The organism is Paenibacillus sp. 203, assembly GCF_037027525.1.
GTDB lineage: Bacteria > Bacillota > Bacilli > Paenibacillales > Paenibacillaceae > Paenibacillus > Paenibacillus polymyxa_B.
This window is the reverse complement of the sequence record NZ_JAXCHD010000002.1, coordinates 507519-525798: the sequence shown is the minus strand read 5'-3', so window position 1 is coordinate 525798 and position 18280 is coordinate 507519. Positions and strand designations below refer to the sequence as shown.

Below are 18280 nucleotides of genomic sequence, written 5' to 3'. Positions count from 1 at the left end.
TTCTCCAAGGGAACAGGTCGGTTTTTATCGTTCGAATTAAACGGTCACGTAAGCTGCAAGCAGACGTGCAGTGTTCACCACGGCCTGCTTGTGCGTGCGCTCCATGGCATGGGAGGCGTGTACGCCAGGGCCGATCAACGCAGCACGGATGTTATTACCGGCTCTAAGTGCAGCTGAAGCGTCTGAACCGTAGTGCGGATAAATATCTACCGCATACGGAATATTCAGCTCTTTGGCCAGCTCAATCAGACGGGTCGTCATAGTATAGTCATAAGGTCCGGAGGAATCCTTGGCACAGATAGAAACATCCGTTTCCTTGCAGCTCAGATCTTCACCCATACAGCCCATGTCGACAGCTATCATCTCACTGATTCCTTCGGGTATGTAAGCCGCTCCGTGCCCCACTTCCTCATAGTTAGAAATGAGCAATTTAACGGTATGTCGAGGCTTCCAGTTTCCATGTACAGCAGATTCCAGTAAACCAAACAGTGCAGCTACACTAGCTTTATCATCCAGATGGCGTGACTTGATAAATCCACTGGGTGTTACGACTGGACGCGCATCGAACGAAATAAAATCGCCCACCGTAATACCGAGCTGAAGTACGTCTTCTTTTGACCCGACTAGCTCGTCAATCCGTACCTCCATATGGCTCTCTTTGCGCTCAAAGCTCCGTGCATCATCATAGACGTGCACGGATGGATGGCTGGACAGAATAGTGCCTGTATACGTTTGTCCGCTTCGGGTATGAATAAGGCAGTATTCGTTCTCAATGCTGTTCATCATGAAGCCGCCGACGGATGTCAGACGTAGGGTGCCTTGTGCTGTAATGGAACGCACCATTGCGCCCAATGTATCCACATGTGCGCTCAGCGCCACCGTATGGTCCGTTTCCTGACCTTTCAGAGTCAAGATGGCACCGCCTTTTGCATTCCATTCGATTTGCACCCCGAGGCTTTCCGCTTCTTTACGAATAAGCTCCATCACATGGTGTGTATACCCACTGGGACTGGGTGTGTTCAGTAGCTGATTTAAAAAGTTCATCATATAATCTTCATTTAATTGAATCGTCATTTGTTGCTCCTCCTCATTTGGACAACCGATCAGGGTTAGAGGACGGTTGCTCTATATCTTGGTCGAATGTAGACCCTGTGCTGGAAGAACCAGTCGTGTCATAGGTCACATCCGCGTTTGCTTTCAACGTGGATGTGTGCTCTTCTTGTAGTGTATGAAGCTGAGTAGTCAGACGTTTAATCTCTCTCTGAAGCCTATATTGGCGGAAAATACCGAAAGAACCGACAATAAGTCCACCTAGAAGAGTGCAACCAAGAATAAGCAAAATCAAAGGAATGCTAACCATACTGAATAGAAGGTTCACTTGAACCGAATTCACATTAATAACAGCAAATACAGCTGTTAACAAAGCAATAACAAGAGCTGCGATCAAAGACCATTGTGTTTTCAAAATGCCACCTCCTCCCGTTACATTATAAAATCCCTTGCCCGCCATGGACAAGGGATTTATCCGTGCATCATTTCAATGCTGGATTTTAAGTGCGCACGGTTTACTTTCCTTCAGTTAGCTTTTCCATTTCTGTAATGACTTCTTCGAATACGCTCATCGCTTCCCGGATCGGCTGCGGAGAGGACATGTCAACGCCAGCTTTTTTCAAAATATTGATTGAATAATCACTGCCACCGCTCTTCAAGAAGCCTAAGTAACGGTCAACGGCTGGCTGGCCTTCTTCCAGAATCTGTTTCGAGAAACTGGTTGCTGCCGAGAAGCCAGTAGCATACTTGTAGACGTAAAAACTGTTATAAAAATGAGGGATCCGTGCCCATTCCATTTCAATGTCTTTGTCTACCTTCATACCAGGCCCGTGATATTTCACATTCAGATCATAGTAAATCTCTGATAAAAGCTGCGGTGTAAGCGATTCTCCCTGTTCAGCGCGTTCATGTACAATTTTCTCAAATTCCGCAAACATGGTTTGACGGAATACCGTTGTGCGGAATTGATCTGCATAGTAGGTGAGAAGGTACATTTTCTCTTTCGGATCGGTTGATTTGTTCAGCAGGTAGTCCATTAGCAACGCTTCATTGGTTGTGGATGCCACTTCAGCGAGGAAAATTGTGTACTGTGCATCTCTATACTTCAATGCGTTGTCTGAATAGTACGAATGCAATGCATGCCCCATTTCATGAGCAAGTGTGAACATGCTGTTCAGGTTATCTTTATGGTTCAGCAGCACATATGGGTGAGTACCATAAGCTCCCCAACTGTATGCACCAGTACGTTTGTTTTCGTTTTCGTATACATCAATCCAGCGCTCATCATAGCCTTTTTGCAACGAAGCCAGATAGTCCGCGCCCAGTGGCTTAAGACCTTCCTTTGTTTGCTTTTTGGCGTCTTCATACGTAATGTCCATCTTGTATTCGTCCACAAGTGGAGCGAACAAATCATACATATGGAGCTCATCCACACCTAACAACTTTTTACGCAGCTTGATGTAGCGATGGAGCAGGGGCAAGCTTTCATGAATGGTATCAATGAGATTCGTATACACTTCCTTCGGAATATTGTCACCGTACAGTGACATTTCCAGTACAGAAGGGTATTTGCGAACACGAGAATAAAAAATATTTTTGTTTACATTGGCACTTAGTGTAGAAGCAATTGTATTTTTATTTTTGGCATATGTGTCATATACCGCTTTAAAAGCACGTTCGCGAACTTCGCGGTGCGGACTTTCGAGGAATTGAATATAGCTGCCATGAGTCAGCTCAACCTCTTTGCCGTTTTCATCCTTAATTTTTGGAAACTTCAGATCGGCATTGTTGAGCATGCCAAAAATCGTTTGCGGGGCTTGAGCCAGATTGCCAACCTGAGCGAGCAACGCTTCTTCTGTCTTGCCCAGAATATGTGCCTTTTCCCGCTTCATTTCTTGAAGTGTAAACCGATAATCTGCAAGCTTTGGATCTTCAATGAAGGCATCGAGCTGATGATCCGGCAATGCCAAAATTTCAGGCGTCACGAAAGAAAGAGACTCGCTAACCTCAACGCCTAATTTTTTGGCTTTTTGCGAAAGACCCTGGTATGTAGGTTCAGCTGTATCCTCATCATGATGCAGATGTGCGTACACATATACACGCTCGGTTTTAAGCGACAATTCATCTTCCAATTTAAAGCAGCTGCCAATCGACTCTGCTGAATTGAGCTTGCCTTGGAATTGTTCAGCCTTTTTGGCTAGTTGTTTGACTTCTTCGTATTCTTGATCCCATGCTTTGCGGTTGGGAAACAAATCTTCCAGTTTCCATGTATTTTCCACTGGCGCATCAGCGCGTTTTACAATTTCACTCATGGAGAGCCTCCTCTGATCGAACGTAATGTGGGGTAGAGCTGCGGCAGTAAGGGACGGATGCCAAAACGAAGAAACCGCCACGCTTACCGTAAGCAGCAGGGCAAGAGGTTTTACAGGATGCATGTAACGGCAGATCCTCCTTATACCATGGCTTGTTATGCCATAGTATGACCTCTTACGCCCGAAAGTATAATTTTCCTTACTGTGGGTTGGAACCTATATTTAATGAGCTGTATACAATGAGATAAAAGGCAAGGCAAACCATGATTACAGCAGTGAGGGCCATCCACTTTTTGAGAGGAGTCGGTATCGTATCACGCTTCATGATCAGCACTCCGCCCAGCGTGAAGGCCAGAATAATGAAGATGAGATAGCTGTTGGACACCATGAATAGGCTAGACCTGTTTGAAAGCGTTCATGATCCGCTGCCACTCTTCCTCATTATCTTGAAAGGACTGCTTGGGAAACCGATTTTGAGCCCAATGCATTAGTGCCGGACGGCTTAAAAACGTGTGGGCTTCCTCGCCCCAATCATCGGATATTTCCCGTAGAACGATGTAACGGCCCTGCACCTCGACAGTCATCATGTTCCAATTGTCTTTTTTGTATATTTCGTGTTTTTTCATCATATGCATGTCTCCGATTTTATAGATGTTTTGGTTCATGATACCGCAGTTTCCGCCGCAAAAGCAAATCATTCCAGCCCGAAAAACCCGGAAAAACATCAATTGCATTGTGAAAAAGCATGAAGTATAATATGGATATTCGCCATAGATGGCGGTATTTTTAGGAGGTTGTTCACTTGAAAGGTACAGTTAAATGGTTTAACGCAGAAAAAGGTTATGGCTTCATTCAAATGGATGGTGGCGAGGACGTATTCGTACATTTCTCCGCAATCCAAGGCGACGGCTTTAAAACTTTGGAAGAAGGTCAAGCGGTTGAATTCGAAATTACTGAAGGTAACCGTGGACCCCAAGCAGCTAACGTAATCAAACTGTAAGTGTAACTGAATTGTAAGAATGGTTCCGTTTCTACGGATGTCTTATATATTACGGTTAAACTATGAATTGAGAGCGCAGTTCCTTTAATTTAGGGACTGCGCTTTTTTGCGTAAATACGTTTATGATACGAGAAGATTGAGCAGGAATAGGGTATTATACGTAATAAAACTAGGCAGAATACATTTCAAATTGAAGGAGTTGAGAAAATGAGTGCAGCAGAGGCTAGTCGTAAGCCTTCCCTGATTGAAGGTCCTATTGCCAAAACGCTGTTTATGTTCTCTTTGCCGATGCTGTTCGGAAACATTCTGCAATCCCTGAATGGAACGATCAATTCGATCTGGGTGGGGAAGTTTCTGGGAGAAGCCGCATTGACTGCCGCTTCCAACGGAAATATTATAAACGGCTACGGGATAGTGGCAGCAGCAGCTTATACAGCAGCCAATAATTTGTCGAGCTATGTGCAGATGCCAGCAATGGCGTTAGGTGCAGCTGTATCTTCCTTTGCCGCTCAAAATATCGGAGCCGGACGTTGGGATCGAGTGCGCATGACAACCTGGATTGGGATTGTGTATAATTTTGTGTTGACTGGTGGAGCTGTGGTATTAATTTACGTGTTTAACCGTCAGGCCTTACTCATGTTCCTTCCATCTACGGGGGGCGCATTGGAATTGGGCATGCGGATTAATATGATCACCTTGTGGTCTTTTGTTATATTCGGTGTTACCAATGTCATTACAGGTGTTGTTCGATCAACGGGTTCCGTCATGATACCGCTTTTAATTACCATTATTTCATTATGGGGTATTCGTATACCTTTGGCCTATGTATTTGTCAATGAGTATGGTCTAGATGCTGTATGGTGGAGCTTTCCTGTTGGTTTTGCTATTTCTGCCGTAGCAGTCATTTTCTATTATGCTTTCGGGAAATGGAAGCAGGCAAGCATGGGAGAGGGAATCCAAGCCATGAAGCCCGCAGAGGACAAGGGATAGGTAGGCCATTTATACTATTTGCGATTAAAGTCTTATAAGGATAGATTTTGTGTAACTCCTATTTTTGACTAATAAAACATTACAGGTATAAAATTCTTTTTGTAAGAATAGCTCATATTCTTGAATTTTAAAGAAAAAAGTGAGGTTGTTCATTTGTGCTAAAAGGACGATCATATTATAATGGATATGGTTTGGATAGGTATAATTACGTAGACAACAATGTGGAGGCACCGTCATTTGAGTTATGTTGAGCAAGGACGTTATCAAGTACCGAGAGGCCCCATAGGTCTAATGAGCCGAATGTACAAGCACATTCTCCCTGAAACGAAACTAGAATTGAGTAACTGGAAGAGCAAGGCCGAACAAATTCCGGACCCTGAGCTGCGAAGCCAGGCGCTTGCGAGCATAGCGGATAAGACATTTCACTGCGTGGGTGGAGCGGTTTATGCCGCTGCCAATATGTCTGCCCGGCAGACGCTAATTCCGCTGATCGTAGCGTATCAGACCATTAGTGATTATCTGGACAACCTGTGTGATCGCAGTACGTCCATGGACCCGGATGATTTCAGGCTACTGCATCAGGCTATGCTGGATGCGGTTAATCCGACGGCTAGGCCAGTGAATTATTATGAGTTGCGTCGTGAGCAGGAGGATGGCGGTTATTTGACCAGGCTGGTGACAACCTGTCAGTCTTGTGTAAGCAGGCTTCCGGGCTATGAGGCGGCCATGCCTTACGTTCAGGATTTGGCGCGATTATACACGGATTTGCAAGTATACAAGCATATTAAACCCGAGCTGCGGGAACAAGCGCTTTTGGATTGGTGGTCGCTTCATAAAGACCGTACACCAGAGTTGCGCTGGAATGAGTTTGCTGCGGCTACCGGTTCAACTCTGGGGGTCTTTATGCTGTTTCTTGCTGCCAGCGACCAGCATCTGACAGATGCAGGGGCTGCCTCAATACATGCATCGTATTTTCCACATGTGTGCAGTCTTCATATTTTGCTAGATTATCTAATCGATCAAGACGAAGACCGGAAGGGCGGAGATCTTAACTTTTGCAATTATTATGAAGATACCGACATGGTGCTAGACCGGATCGCCTACGTTGTGAATCGGGCGCGGGCTGATATTGCAGATGTCCCTGCCAGCTCCTTTCACCGGATGATTATCGAGGGATTGCTGGCTTTATATTTATCCGACCCTAAAGTTAGCGAGCAGCAGGACGTTCGCGCTGTTTCGAGACGTTTAATGAAAAATAGTCCGCTCATGCGTTTGTTTTTCTTATTAAACAGTCGATGGATAAGAAGGCTTATATGATTATTTTGAGGAGGTCATAAATCATGACAGCAGTTAAGAAAATTGCAGTATTAACAAGTGGTGGAGATTCACAAGGGATGAACGCGGCAGTTCGCGCCGTCGTACGTAGCGGATTGTATTTTGGACTGGAAGTATTCGGGATTCAACGTGGTTATCAAGGCCTTTTGAACGACGATATTTTTCCAATGGATCTGAGAAGCGTCGGAGATATCATCCAACGTGGGGGAACTGTACTTCAATCTGCAAGATGCCTGGAATTTACGACTGAAGAAGGGCAGAAAAAAGGCGCTCAAATTTTGCGTAACCGTGGAATTGACGGCGTAGTCGTGATTGGTGGCGACGGTTCCTACCAAGGAGCTAACAAACTGACCAAGCAAGGCATTAAAACGATGTGTCTTCCGGGTACGATTGACAACGACATTTCCTTCACGGACTACACTATTGGTTTTGATACGGCGGTTAGTATCGTAGTGGACGCAATCAACAAGCTGCGTGATACGATGTCATCCCATGAACGTTCTTCTATCGTGGAAGTTATGGGACGTCATTGTGGTGATATTGCTCTGCATGCGGGTCTGGCTTCTGGCGCAGAAACGATTTTGGTGCCTGAGGTAGAATTTGACCTGAACGAAGTATCCGACCGGATGAAACAAAACTTTAAGCATGGTAAACGCCACAGTATCATTATCGTTGCTGAGGGTGTAGGCAAAGGCGAAACAGTAGCACAAGTTATCCAAGAAAACTGTCCGGATTATGAGCCTCGTGTTACAGTGCTTGGACACATCCAACGTGGAGGCACACCAACAGCGTTTGACCGCAACCTGGCGAGCCGTTTGGGTGACTTTGCTGTTCGCCAATTGATCGAGGGCATATCTGACAAGGCTTGCGGAATGATCGACGGTAAGTTGGTAGCTACAGATATTGACAAGGTTGTAAATACCAAAAAAGATTTCAATATGGAGCTTTATGAGCTGGCCTTGCGTTTGTCCCAATAATAAGAGCCTTTATGTAAAATAGATCGGCTCTGATATTGGAAATGATCAAAATTATGCGGATGACCCGAGTCATCCGCTATTTTTTTAGCTTTGAGTCCTATCAGGAGGTAGTCATATATGTACCTATTCAAAATCGAAGTGGACAGTTCGGAAGGAGCGCTGACCGTCATTCTCGCTGCTGAAAATGAAGAACAGGCATTTGAAGAGATTGAACAACATGTGGAGAGACACTTTCTATATCCTCCCAAGCTGAATGAAGTGGCTATTGTGGAGAAAAAACGAATAACTTTAGGCGCAGCATATGTAATCGAGACACGCAAAGGCTAAATAGCCTCTGCGTGTTGTTTTTTTTGGGCGAAACGACGTTGTACTCTCACCAGACGCCAAAGAAGTAAAATAGCGCCTACTGCCAATCCTGTTATCAAACCGATCCAGTAGCCGTAGGGTCCCAATGAAGTCCAGCGTGCCAGTATATATCCTACAGGAAGCCCAATGACCCAATAGGAGAGGAATGTGAGCAAAAAGGCTGGATTGACGTCTTTATACCCGCGTAGCGCTCCTTGTGTAGGTGTAGCGACAGCATCAGATATCTGAAAGAAAATCGCATAGATTAGAAAATGCTGTGCCAATTGAATGACCTGCGGATCGGTGGAGTAAAGTCGAGCGACTTGTTCACCCCAGATAAGCAGTACAATAGCTGTAATCAGTGATAGACCTACTGCGCTGCTAATCCCCATTACACTATAAGCTTTGGCATCCCGCGGACGAGCAGCCCCTGTTTCATAGCCAACTAGAATCGTAAGTGCCATGCAAATGCTGAGTGGAATCATATACAGCGTAGATGCAAAGTTCATGGCGGCCTGATGTGCGGCTATGGTAGCTGTATTATAGCTACTCATGAAGAGAGTGACTGCTGAAAAGACGGCAGTCTCAAAAAATATAGCAAATCCAATCGGTACGCCAATCTTGATGAGCTCTTTCAAAGCACCAGCGGCAATCCCGTATATTTTGCTGAAGATTCGGTATTCGGCAAATATTTTTCCACGATGCGTAGTGATACCGGCGACCAGCATGATGATCCAGTAGGTGGTTGCCGTTGCCACTCCGGAGCCTACACCCCCCAGACGCGGAAAACCCCAGTTTCCGTAAATAAGAAGATAGTTTAACAATACATTGATGGGTAATGACATGAGCGTGATGAACATCGTAAAGCGGGTTTGTCCCAATGCATCCATAAAGCTTCGGAGCACAGTGTAGGCAAATAGAGGAACAATCCCGAAAGCCATCGCACAAAGGTAGTATAGGGCCACATTATGAACTCTCAATTCCAAATTCATACCGTTCAAAATAGGCTTGACCAAAATGATGCCAGCAATCAAAACGACCATAGACAGGGCGAGAGAGAGCCAAAGTGCTTGAATGACATAGTAGGAGACTTTATCTTTGCGCTGTGCTCCTACCAATTGAGATACAATGGGCGTGATAGCCATAAGTATTCCGTTAAGGCCTGTTTGTACAGGAACCCATAGGCTTACTCCAATGGCTACTCCAGCCAGATCGGCAGGGGAAAAGTGTCCCGACATATTCGTATCAAAAAAAGTCATGGCAGATAGTGCAAGCTGGGTAATCAGGATAGGGAGCAAAATGTAGAAAAGTTGCTTCCATTTCTGTCCCGTTGTTAGAGTCAATTGCATTTTTATTTTCCTCATTTACTAGGGATTGATTATTCGTATGTATCATAACATGTAAGTATTTATTGTAAGGGATACCGATACATTTGAACAGTAATAAAAAAGACTGCACCCGTTCGCCAAACAACGGGACAGCCTTCGAAATGATTATATAATTTCTAAATTTTATATAAAATAATAAAAAGTCCGGAGAGATAAATTATTTGTATGTTACTCCGCTAGTATAGCGGTTTGTGGCATTCCAAAGTAGATATTCATCCACTTTCATATCCTTAAGCGCTCGAATTTGGTCCTCTACTTGAGTTTTTCCATACTTAGCATAATGTCCGCTCCCCAACCAACTTGCGGTAAAATCCTGGATCCAAGGACGAATAATTGGCTTTAGCTTGCCCGTCGGATCGAGCTTTTTGTGTGTATCGGCCATGGAGCCTTTAATCGTCTGGTATGGATTCTTATCGGGGTCTTTTACACCGAACCAGCCTGTGGTGTAGTGACTTGGATAAACCATGGGCGAAATGACATCCACATTTTCGGAGATTTTAGTGAAATCCTGTCCGATCCCCTCCGCAGCAGGAACGGATGCGGCATATCCGAAAATATCTACCGATACTCGTACACCTAATGGAGCAAGCTCTTTACGGGCATATTGTACAAATTCAGCGACTGCATCCGAGCGGGATTGATCTGATTTGGTATATTTCAGCTTGTCTGCTCTTTTCTCAAAGCCTTCGGGGAAACGTACATAGTCAAATTGAATTTCCTTAAAACCAAGTTTGGCTGCTTCCTTAGCGATGGCGATATTATAATCCCATACTTCTTTATTATAGGGATTGACGAACCCGTCTCCTTTGCCGTTTTTCCAGACAGAGCCGTCAGGGTTACGGAAAGACATCTCGGGATTTTTGTTAGCCAGTACCGTATCTTTAAATACGACAATACGAGCAATCGGGTAAACATTATGCTTTTTCAATCGGTCCATCAAACCGGAAATATCCCGAATGAATTTTTGCGGCTTGCCCAATTTGAGCAACTCGGGATTGGTCGTTGGATAAGTGATGTAACCTGCATCGTCTTTAATATCAATAACCATGGAATTGAGCTCTGTCTTGTCAAGCAGTTCAAGCAGCTGAGTCATACGCGAACCGCCTGCGCTATAAGCCGTGACATAGATGCCCTTGATAGCAGGAGTCGTCGGTTGTGGGTCAATTTTAACTGGGGGATTGGAGGCATCCACCTTCATATTATTGTGCTGAGCCTGGATCATGGCGCTACCAATTGTTGTTGTCACCGTATCTTTTATATTTGGAGCGTTGGCTGACTGATCGCCGTTTCCGCCTATCCCCATCGCCAATAGCATAATTGCCCAAATCATATTCATTTCCTAACTCTCTCCCTTATGTATGTCGCTTACCTGATTATACGTAAAGTTATGTATCGAAAAACAACACGCTTGTAACCAGTACTGGAATCATCAGGCACAGTCTTACATGATTAACCCAACCTGTGTTCATTGAATCCATAAAAATGCATAAATAATGCCGCTCTCTTCGCGGTTGTAGATGTAACCGGAAGAAGCGGCACTTGGTAAAGAAATTTATTGAAGATAATTATTGTCTTGATGCTCGCAAATACTGTACTGAATAATTTCTAGCGCATCCGTTGGCTTGAGTATGGCCATCCCGTCCCGAAGCACAATCATCGAGTTCAGCTCATCCTTTTTGAGAGAAGGGAGCATTTCTGGGTACCATCTTAAGACAATGTCGGACAGTTTTACCGTTTCCATTTCCACAAAAATCACCCTTTCCTGCTCGGAATCATTCCAAAAGAATCATTCAATACGATTCGGAAAAGCAAAGTGCCTGTGAAATAGCAGGTAAAGCTGGTCTTTATATACTATGGGAACAGCGCACATATAGTGTACCACAGAAACTGTATTTTGACACTTGGGTTTGTGCTTATCTTCGGCGAAATGAACCCATCACCCCAACCGTTTCCACAATATTGACAAAAGCTGAAGGATCCACTTCTTTAATGATCCGTTTTAATTCAACTAGCTCGTAGCGTGTCGTGACAGTCATCAGCATGTCCTTTTCGGTATGTGAAAATGCGCCTTCAATTTTTATTTTGCTAACACCGCGTGGTGTGGTTAACATCCGCTCCAGTAGCTTGTCGGTGTGTTCTGTAATAATGTAGACGGTAATCTTCGTGTGACTGACATAGATTTGATCCAATACCTTGCCAGTCACAAAAATAGATAGCATCGACGCAAGTGCAATATTCCAATCATCGTTCAAATATCCTGCTGCAAGAATAACCAGTCCATTCATGCCAACAAGTACAGTTCCTACGGGGAAGTCACGATAACGAGTGACGATGGAACCGATAATGTCAAAACCGCCCGTAGAACCCCCTACCCGAAAGGAAATTCCTGCTCCAACGCCGATCATCACCCCACCAAAAACGGAGGCTAGCAGGGGGTCCGACACGACAGATTGCACCGGCACCCAAGCCAAAATCCACGTTGTAACGACAACGGATAAAATGCTCAGGCTAATAAAACGCTTGCCTAAAATAAACCAGCCTGCAATAAGCATCGGAATATTGATAATAAAATACATCGCGCTGATATCAAATTTTGTGAAGTAGCCGATTAACATGGAAAGACCGGCTACTCCCCCGCTCAGCAAGTGGTGTGGCACGAGAAACAGATTAAAACCGCATGCAATGGCAGCGGCTCCAAGAATGACAGTTAAGCAGTTTAACACTATTTTTAACAACTTATTTTCACCTCATTTAAATTATACGGGAAGCAACTTGCTGGTATTCATGAATTGTTCTGTGCTATAATGCGATGTGGATATTCTTGAGTAGGGACCTATGTCCAGAGAAACACTTAAAATTTAAACTGTTTTAAAAAGGATAAATTCGTTTAAGATGTATCGGATAGGTTCCCCAAATTCATTACAGAAAGATACAGTTATAGGTCTAAATAAACTGTCACTGTATTGGGGAAAACTTATACAATAATATCGCTACTTAAGAATACAGACAACATTGTGGATTGTCCACCACATCCACCATTATGAAGGAGTTTGAATAAATTTGACGACATTTGCAGAATTTGATCTTGAACCGAAAGTAATTCAGGCGATTACAGAACTGGGCTTTGAAGAAGCAACACCAATTCAATCCCAATCCATCCCGATTGCACTGCAAGGCAGAGACATGATTGGCCAAGCCCAAACAGGTACTGGTAAAACCGCTGCGTTTGGTATTCCGCTGATTAACAAAATTTCTAGAAGCGACGAAAAAATCAGAGCCCTGATCATGGCACCAACACGTGAGCTTGCTATCCAGGTAGCTGAAGAAATCGAAAAACTTTCCCGTTTCAAAGGTCTTCGTACTTTGCCAATCTATGGTGGACAAGATATCGTACGCCAGATTCGTGCTTTGAAAAAGAAACCTCAAATTATTATTGGTACGCCAGGACGCTTGCTTGACCATATTAATCGCAAAACCATCAAGCTGGAAGATGTAAACACAGTTGTTTTGGATGAAGCAGATGAAATGTTGGATATGGGCTTCATGGAAGATATTCAATCCATTCTGAAGCAAGTTCCAGACGAGCGTCAAACGATGCTTTTCTCGGCTACAATGCCTCCTAATATTAAAAGATTGGCTGAGCAATTCCTCAAAAATCCTGAGCATGTTTCAGTTATTCCTAAACAAGTTAGTGCTCCACTGATTGATCAGGCCTATATCGAAGTTCCTGAGCGTCAAAAATTCGAAGCATTGAGCCGTTTGATCGACATGGAATCCCCAGAACTTGCTATCGTATTTGGTCGTACCAAGCGTCGGGTAGACGAGCTGGCTGAAGCTCTGCAAAAACGCGGATATTCCGCAGACGGTTTACACGGTGATTTGTCTCAAAACCAACGTGATGCTGTAATGCGTAAATTCCGTGACGGAAGCATCGACGTGCTCGTAGCGACTGACGTAGCTGCCCGTGGTTTGGACGTTTCCGGCGTAACTCACGTTGTGAACTTTGACCTTCCGCAAGATCCAGAAAGTTATGTTCACCGTATTGGACGTACTGGACGTGCAGGTAAAGAAGGGGAAGCTTGGTCTTTCGTAACGCCTCGTGAAATTGACCATTTGCACTTTATCGAACGTGTAACTCGTCACCGCATTCCACGCAAGCCGCTTCCAACGTTGGCTGAAGCTCTGGAAGGTAAACAACGTATCATTGCTGAACGTCTCCTAGAGGCTGTAGAAAGCGGTGAGCTGAACGAGTATAAAGGTTTGGCTATTCAAATGCTGGAGCAATATGATTCTGTACAACTTCTCTCTGCAGCTCTGAAGCTGATGACTGGTGAGAAGAGAGAAGCATCGATTGAACTGACTCCAGAAGATCCAATCCGTGCAAAACGTCGTAAACCAGACGTGCGTTCTGGCGGTCGCAAGCCTTCTAACTATAGCGGTCGCAGCAACGGTGGTTACAATTCCAACCGTTCTGGCGGTAGCGGCGGTAGTGGAAGCAAAGGTGGATATGGCGGTTACAACCGTGGTAAAGAAGGCGGTGGCTACAACCGTGATTCCGGAAGCCGCTATAGTGGAGATCGCAAACCACGCCCGAGTAGCAATGGAGAAACTCGTCGCCCTGCAAGACGTGAAGATTCCTCTTCCGAATAAGAAATGAAATAATGAAAAGTCGAAGCAGATGAAGCTTCGGCTTTTTTGTTATGATTAATCAGTAGGTATGAACCTTTTAGAGATCTGCTTTAATGGATCACGTATTGATTTCACTGGCGTATTAGGGCTGAAATACGGTATGATATAGTCAAGAGCCGGAATTTATAGGCATAGCAACATGAGTCTTGGAACTGCCAAGGCTTGCGGAGGGAGAGACTGACATTGGAGTTTAAAGGAGCTATGGGTGGTATTTACCGCCTGACCGAGTGGATTACCCGACTGGCGGCTACAAATTTGTTATGGGTGTTATGTTCGTCGCCTTTTGTGTTCTGCCTCATACTGAAACTACTTGTAATGAATCAGAATTTGGCTAATGAGTCTTTACAAATGAATTGGGCGATGGCTATTTTGGCACCGCTTACTTTATTTCCAGCCACATCGGCTATGTTCACAGTGGTTCGCAAATGGGTAATGGGAGATACCGATACAGGCGTGTTTCGTACCTTTTTTAAAGGGTATAAAGAGAATTATAAGCAAAGTTTGATCGGGGGTATTTTTTATACGTTGCTATTTGTTATCATGTATGTGGATTATACCGTATATATGACACAACTCAGCAACTTGCAAATCGTCGGCGTAATTATGCTTATTCTTATCATTATTTTGCTTGTGTCTATGTTTAACTTCTTTTCGATGGTGGCTCATTATCATATGTCTACCGGACAAATTATTAAAAATGCGGTGTTGCTGACACTGATTCGACCATTCCGAGTATTTTCCACCCTGCTCGGCAGCGCTGTTGTTATATTTATCGGAGTCAAATATCCTGTGCTTTTCCTATTCTTCATTGGCAGCGTGGTTGCCTGGTTCGCTTTCTTTAATTTTTACGGAACGTTCCTCAAAATGCAGGATCAAATGGAAAAGATGAAGCAGAAAGATGAAGATACGGCAAGCATTGAAGACAAAAAAAGTGATAACCCCTAAAAATAAAACATATTTCTCCTAGCATTTACTTTCTGAGTGAGAAGCGCTATAATAAGGTCACATCCTGCGATGCACGTTACGATCATTTGTTGTTTTGAACCAATGACAATGTCTAGGGAGATCTATACGGATGAATAGCTGAAAAGCCCTGTCAATACCTGACAAGGGGACTTCAAAAGTTTATTCTGCGGTCACCCACCTGCTAAAGCAGGTTCAGAAGACGCTATGGTCGGACGGCATCGGCGGGTACTCCAAAGATAACGAATACACTCTGTTCATGCTTCGTGCAGAAACAGGGTGTTTTTTGTATGCAACAATGTTAAACTAAGACATGAGGTACTAAGGTCGCATACCACAGGTATGGTCGGTTAACTTTTTGTTGTTTAACGTTTTTATAAAGCGCTTGCAGCAAAAAAACCGATGTGCTGCATTTCGGCAACGATTATCGTGAAGGAGGAAATGTCTTGTCGTTGAAGAGGACTCTGGTAGGGATTGTGCGCAGCCAAGAAGGTACAAGCGACCGGGTCAAGGACCCCCAAATGAAGACACGCTATTATAACTTATCGAGAGACAAGGCTTGGGAAGAAGTATCATCTATTTTGAAAAAAATTCCTGGCTACAAGGTACTCCATGAGGTAGCATCCGTAGGTGAGATTACGTTAGAGAAGCGAACGGCGTTCGGTAGAACCATCGACATTACCGTTTCCATATTGTCCGTCTCGCCAGTTCGGAGTGCGGTAGATATTTATTCTGCTTCACGGGGATCGCTAGGGGACTTGGGCGCGAATTACCGCATCATTTTGCAACTGTTCGCTGTGATTGACAAGAAGCTGTCCGCTCATAAGGTCGTGCAGTAATTGTAGATGTGTGAGCAGTGATGTGGCAGATAAACGTCAAAAAAAGCGAGGAAGGCAACCCTTCACTCGCTTTTTTAATATTCAGTCTGATTTAGACGAGTTTTTTCACTGCTGCAATCGCTTGGTCATAGTCAGGATGTTCGGACATTTCGCTCAAGTATTCTACGTAAGCGATTTTATCATTTTGATCAATTACAAAAATAGCTCTATGATCCAAATGGAATTCCTTGATGAACACACCATAAGCTTCGCCGAAGGAATGATCCTTATAGTCGGACAGTGTCAATACGCGGTCGATACCGGCAGCACCGCACCAACGAGCTTGAGCGAAAGGCAGATCGACGCTGACAGTTAGCACCACGACTTGATCCCCAAGGGAATCAGCTTCTTGGTTAAAACGTCGAGTCTGTGCGTCACACACGCCTGTATCCAAAGAAGGAACAACACTGATCAATTTGACTTTGCCCGCAAAGTCTTGGAGCGTAGCTGCTTCTAGCAGGTTTTTCTGTAATTTGAAATCAGGTGCCTGGTCTCCAACCTTCAGTTCAGGACCTAAGAGTGTCAAAGGATTGCCTTTAAAAGTAGCAGCTCCTGTACGTTCTTGTGCCATATGTAATAGCCTCCTTGGTTTTTAGCATTGGTTATCGTTGCCGAAATCTATTATAATCTTTTATAAAAGACATTGTCCAATTTGAATAAGGTGGAGACACCCATGAAGGAAGGATTGCCTTGATTTTTTTACGTTATGAGAACTGGAAAAGTTATTTGCGGTTTTACCCAGTGACCTGTCTGATTTTGCTCATTAATATTGTGATGTTTATTGTACTCACCGTACAGGGTGGATCGGAAAATAGTTTGACGCTGATCCGATATGGAGCTTTGATTAATGAAGCGCCATTCACTGATCAGCTGTGGCGATATGTATCAGCCATGTTTTTACATGCAGGGTTTGATCATCTTCTGTTCAATTCCTTCGCCATACTCGTATTCGCTCCTCCGCTGGAGCGTTTGCTGGGGTCCTTCCGCTATGTGTTATTGTATCTGGTCACGGGCATTGTAGGGAACATACTGTCCATCGCGCATTACAACATGATGGCGGAAACGACAGTCTCTGTAGGAGCCTCAGGAGCGATTTATGGCATCTATGGAGCATTCCTATACGTTGCCCTGTTCCAGCGGTCACTGATGGATGACGCCTCGCGCAAAACGCTGTACACGCTGCTTGGATTTGGCATCCTGTTTTCTTTCGCTGTAGCGAACATTAACTGGACGGCTCACTTCGGGGGATTACTCAGTGGGTTTTTCCTTTATGGATTAATGATCAGATTGACTGGCCAACGCAAACGTCACTAAAGACAGTTTTACCGTAAGTTAGCAGGGTAAGAAAGAGGATGATGTTCGATTGACGTCTTCTTCCGGATGTTGAAAAACAGATTGGAGCGAATATCGGAGTGGAATTACGACAGTTGCAGTACTTCATGAAGGTAGCGCAAAAAGAACATGTCACTCAGGCAGCCGAGGAGCTACATGTGGCGCAATCTGCGGTAAGTCGGCAAATTCATCAGCTTGAAGAGGAGCTGGGAGTTAATCTTTTTATGCAAAAGGGTCGCAATTTGCAGCTAACGCCAGTGGGACAGTTATTTTGCAAACGGGTTGAGACAATTATAAAAGATCTAGAGCGAGCTGTTTTGGAGGTTCATGAGTTTTTGGACCCTGAGGGGGGCGAAATCCGCATCGGTTTTCCGCACAGTTTGGGGATTCATCTTATTCCTACGGTGGTGGCTGAATTCCGAAAGCGGTATCCCAATGTTAAATTCAGATTTAAACAGGGGATGTACCCGAGTTTAATTCGTGATGTGTTAGCGGGTGAGGTGGATTTGGCTTTTGTATCTCCTTTTCCGGATCGTCATGATCATGTAGAGGGGGATGTGGTGTTGACCGAGGAGTTGTTTGCTGTTCTCCCGCCCAATCATCCTTTAGCCACGGCCAAACACATCACGCTGAGTCAGCTTAAAGGAGAAAAATTCATTCTGTTCAGAGATGGATATTCGTTACGCCCGATTGTCTGGCAGGCTTGTCTGGAGGCAGGATTTACGCCAGATATTGCTTTTGAAGGTGAAGAGACAGATACGATTCGCGGATTAGTTGCGGCTGGTATGGGAGTCAGTCTTTTGCCTGAAATGGCGTTGTTTCAGACCAACCCGCTTCAACCTGCAAGAGTGTCAATTGTTGATCCAGAGGTCACGCGAACTATAGGCTTGATTCATCGCAAAGATGACAAGCTACCATTAGTTGCAAAGTCATTCCGGACTTTTTTGTTGCAATATTTTGGTCTTAAAGGTAGTGTTGCTACTCCGAATGGAAATGCAAAAGCAGATTTAGGGCAGTGAGT

General features: G+C 44.4%; 20 protein-coding genes and 1 other RNA gene. 11 read left to right on the top strand and 10 right to left on the bottom strand.

What is annotated here, in order from left to right; all coding sequences use genetic code 11:
• Window positions 1-36: 36 nt before the first annotated feature.
• The 5 genes from WA407_RS05635 to WA407_RS05615 all read right to left on the bottom strand — a co-directional run bounded on the left by WA407_RS05635 (window position 37) and on the right by WA407_RS05615 (window position 3991).
• Window positions 37-1074 carry a M42 family metallopeptidase gene (locus WA407_RS05635; RefSeq protein ID WP_254327840.1) on the bottom strand — a complete coding sequence of 346 codons (1038 nt, stop codon included), beginning with the start codon at window positions 1072-1074 and terminating at the stop codon, window positions 37-39.
• A gap of 13 nt (window positions 1075-1087) precedes the next feature.
• Window positions 1088-1510 carry a LapA family protein gene (locus WA407_RS05630; protein WP_336076945.1) on the bottom strand — a complete coding sequence of 141 codons (423 nt, stop codon included), beginning with the start codon at window positions 1508-1510 and terminating at the stop codon, window positions 1088-1090.
• Window positions 1511-1565: 55 nt separating this feature from the next.
• Window positions 1566-3362, bottom strand: a complete 1797-nt coding sequence (gene pepF, locus WA407_RS05625) for an oligoendopeptidase F (protein WP_068940260.1) — start codon at window positions 3360-3362, stop codon at window positions 1566-1568.
• 199 nt (window positions 3363-3561) lie between these two features.
• Window positions 3562-3750, bottom strand: a complete 189-nt coding sequence (locus WA407_RS05620; protein ID WP_254327841.1) for a hypothetical protein — start codon at window positions 3748-3750, stop codon at window positions 3562-3564.
• Window positions 3751-3757: 7 nt separating this feature from the next.
• Window positions 3758-3991 (bottom strand): hypothetical protein, encoded by a 234-nt coding sequence (locus tag WA407_RS05615; protein WP_013309704.1) that lies wholly within the window; start codon window positions 3989-3991, stop codon window positions 3758-3760.
• Between the two features lie 173 nt (window positions 3992-4164).
• Between WA407_RS05615 and WA407_RS05610 the strand changes: the two genes are divergently transcribed.
• The 5 genes from WA407_RS05610 to WA407_RS05590 all read left to right on the top strand — a co-directional run bounded on the left by WA407_RS05610 (window position 4165) and on the right by WA407_RS05590 (window position 7991).
• On the top strand, window positions 4165-4362 hold the full coding sequence (locus WA407_RS05610; protein ID WP_013309706.1) for a cold shock domain-containing protein: 198 nt from the start codon (window positions 4165-4167) through the stop codon (window positions 4360-4362).
• Between the two features lie 207 nt (window positions 4363-4569).
• Window positions 4570-5352 (top strand): MATE family efflux transporter, encoded by a 783-nt coding sequence (locus WA407_RS05605; RefSeq protein ID WP_336076944.1) that lies wholly within the window; start codon window positions 4570-4572, stop codon window positions 5350-5352.
• A 237-nt stretch (window positions 5353-5589) separates the two neighbouring features.
• Entirely contained in the window at window positions 5590-6669 is a 1080-nt protein-coding gene (locus WA407_RS05600; protein WP_061828604.1) for a tetraprenyl-beta-curcumene synthase family protein, read from the top strand.
• A 23-nt stretch (window positions 6670-6692) separates the two neighbouring features.
• Complete coding sequence (pfkA, locus tag WA407_RS05595; protein WP_061828603.1) at window positions 6693-7664, top strand: 6-phosphofructokinase; 972 nt, start codon at window positions 6693-6695, stop codon at window positions 7662-7664.
• Between the two features lie 117 nt (window positions 7665-7781).
• Window positions 7782-7991, top strand: coding sequence for a DUF3906 family protein (locus WA407_RS05590; protein ID WP_013309710.1), 210 nt, complete (start codon window positions 7782-7784; stop codon window positions 7989-7991).
• Here the strand turns inward: WA407_RS05590 and WA407_RS05585 are convergent.
• The 4 genes from WA407_RS05585 to WA407_RS05570 all read right to left on the bottom strand — a co-directional run bounded on the left by WA407_RS05585 (window position 7988) and on the right by WA407_RS05570 (window position 12132).
• Window positions 7988-9358 carry an MATE family efflux transporter gene (locus tag WA407_RS05585; RefSeq protein ID WP_336076943.1) on the bottom strand — a complete coding sequence of 457 codons (1371 nt, stop codon included), beginning with the start codon at window positions 9356-9358 and terminating at the stop codon, window positions 7988-7990. The genes WA407_RS05590 and WA407_RS05585 overlap by 4 nt on opposite strands.
• Window positions 9359-9554: 196 nt before the next feature.
• Window positions 9555-10733 (bottom strand): putative glycoside hydrolase, encoded by a 1179-nt coding sequence (locus WA407_RS05580; RefSeq protein ID WP_336076942.1) that lies wholly within the window; start codon window positions 10731-10733, stop codon window positions 9555-9557.
• 216 nt (window positions 10734-10949) lie between these two features.
• Complete coding sequence (locus tag WA407_RS05575) at window positions 10950-11138, bottom strand: hypothetical protein (RefSeq protein WP_080683009.1); 189 nt, start codon at window positions 11136-11138, stop codon at window positions 10950-10952.
• Between the two features lie 172 nt (window positions 11139-11310).
• Entirely contained in the window at window positions 11311-12132 is an 822-nt protein-coding gene (locus WA407_RS05570; protein ID WP_025722295.1) for a YitT family protein, read from the bottom strand.
• Window positions 12133-12457: 325 nt separating this feature from the next.
• Here WA407_RS05570 and WA407_RS05565 point away from each other — a divergent pair, with 325 nt between their 5' ends.
• From WA407_RS05565 to WA407_RS05550, 4 genes are all read left to right on the top strand, one after another.
• Window positions 12458-14047 (top strand): DEAD/DEAH box helicase, encoded by a 1590-nt coding sequence (locus tag WA407_RS05565; RefSeq protein ID WP_029516709.1) that lies wholly within the window; start codon window positions 12458-12460, stop codon window positions 14045-14047.
• A 222-nt stretch (window positions 14048-14269) separates the two neighbouring features.
• On the top strand, window positions 14270-15031 hold the full coding sequence (locus WA407_RS05560; protein ID WP_061828600.1) for a YesL family protein: 762 nt from the start codon (window positions 14270-14272) through the stop codon (window positions 15029-15031).
• A gap of 58 nt (window positions 15032-15089) precedes the next feature.
• Window positions 15090-15284: non-coding RNA, 6S RNA (gene ssrS, locus WA407_RS05555), on the top strand.
• A gap of 211 nt (window positions 15285-15495) precedes the next feature.
• Entirely contained in the window at window positions 15496-15888 is a 393-nt protein-coding gene (locus tag WA407_RS05550; RefSeq protein ID WP_103048007.1) for a DUF1499 domain-containing protein, read from the top strand.
• 91 nt (window positions 15889-15979) lie between these two features.
• On the opposite strand, the gene tpx is transcribed toward WA407_RS05550, so the two are convergent.
• Window positions 15980-16498, bottom strand: coding sequence for a thiol peroxidase (tpx, locus tag WA407_RS05545; protein ID WP_023988020.1), 519 nt, complete (start codon window positions 16496-16498; stop codon window positions 15980-15982).
• 119 nt (window positions 16499-16617) lie between these two features.
• On the opposite strand from tpx, the gene WA407_RS05540 reads away from it, so the two are divergent.
• Together WA407_RS05540 and WA407_RS05535 are read left to right on the top strand one after the other, a co-directional pair.
• A complete protein-coding gene (locus WA407_RS05540) occupies window positions 16618-17241 on the top strand; it encodes a rhomboid family intramembrane serine protease (RefSeq protein ID WP_061828599.1) in 624 nt (207 codons plus the stop codon).
• A gap of 98 nt (window positions 17242-17339) precedes the next feature.
• On the top strand, window positions 17340-18278 hold the full coding sequence (locus WA407_RS05535; RefSeq protein WP_235308032.1) for a LysR family transcriptional regulator: 939 nt from the start codon (window positions 17340-17342) through the stop codon (window positions 18276-18278).
• Window positions 18279-18280 lie beyond the last annotated feature (2 nt).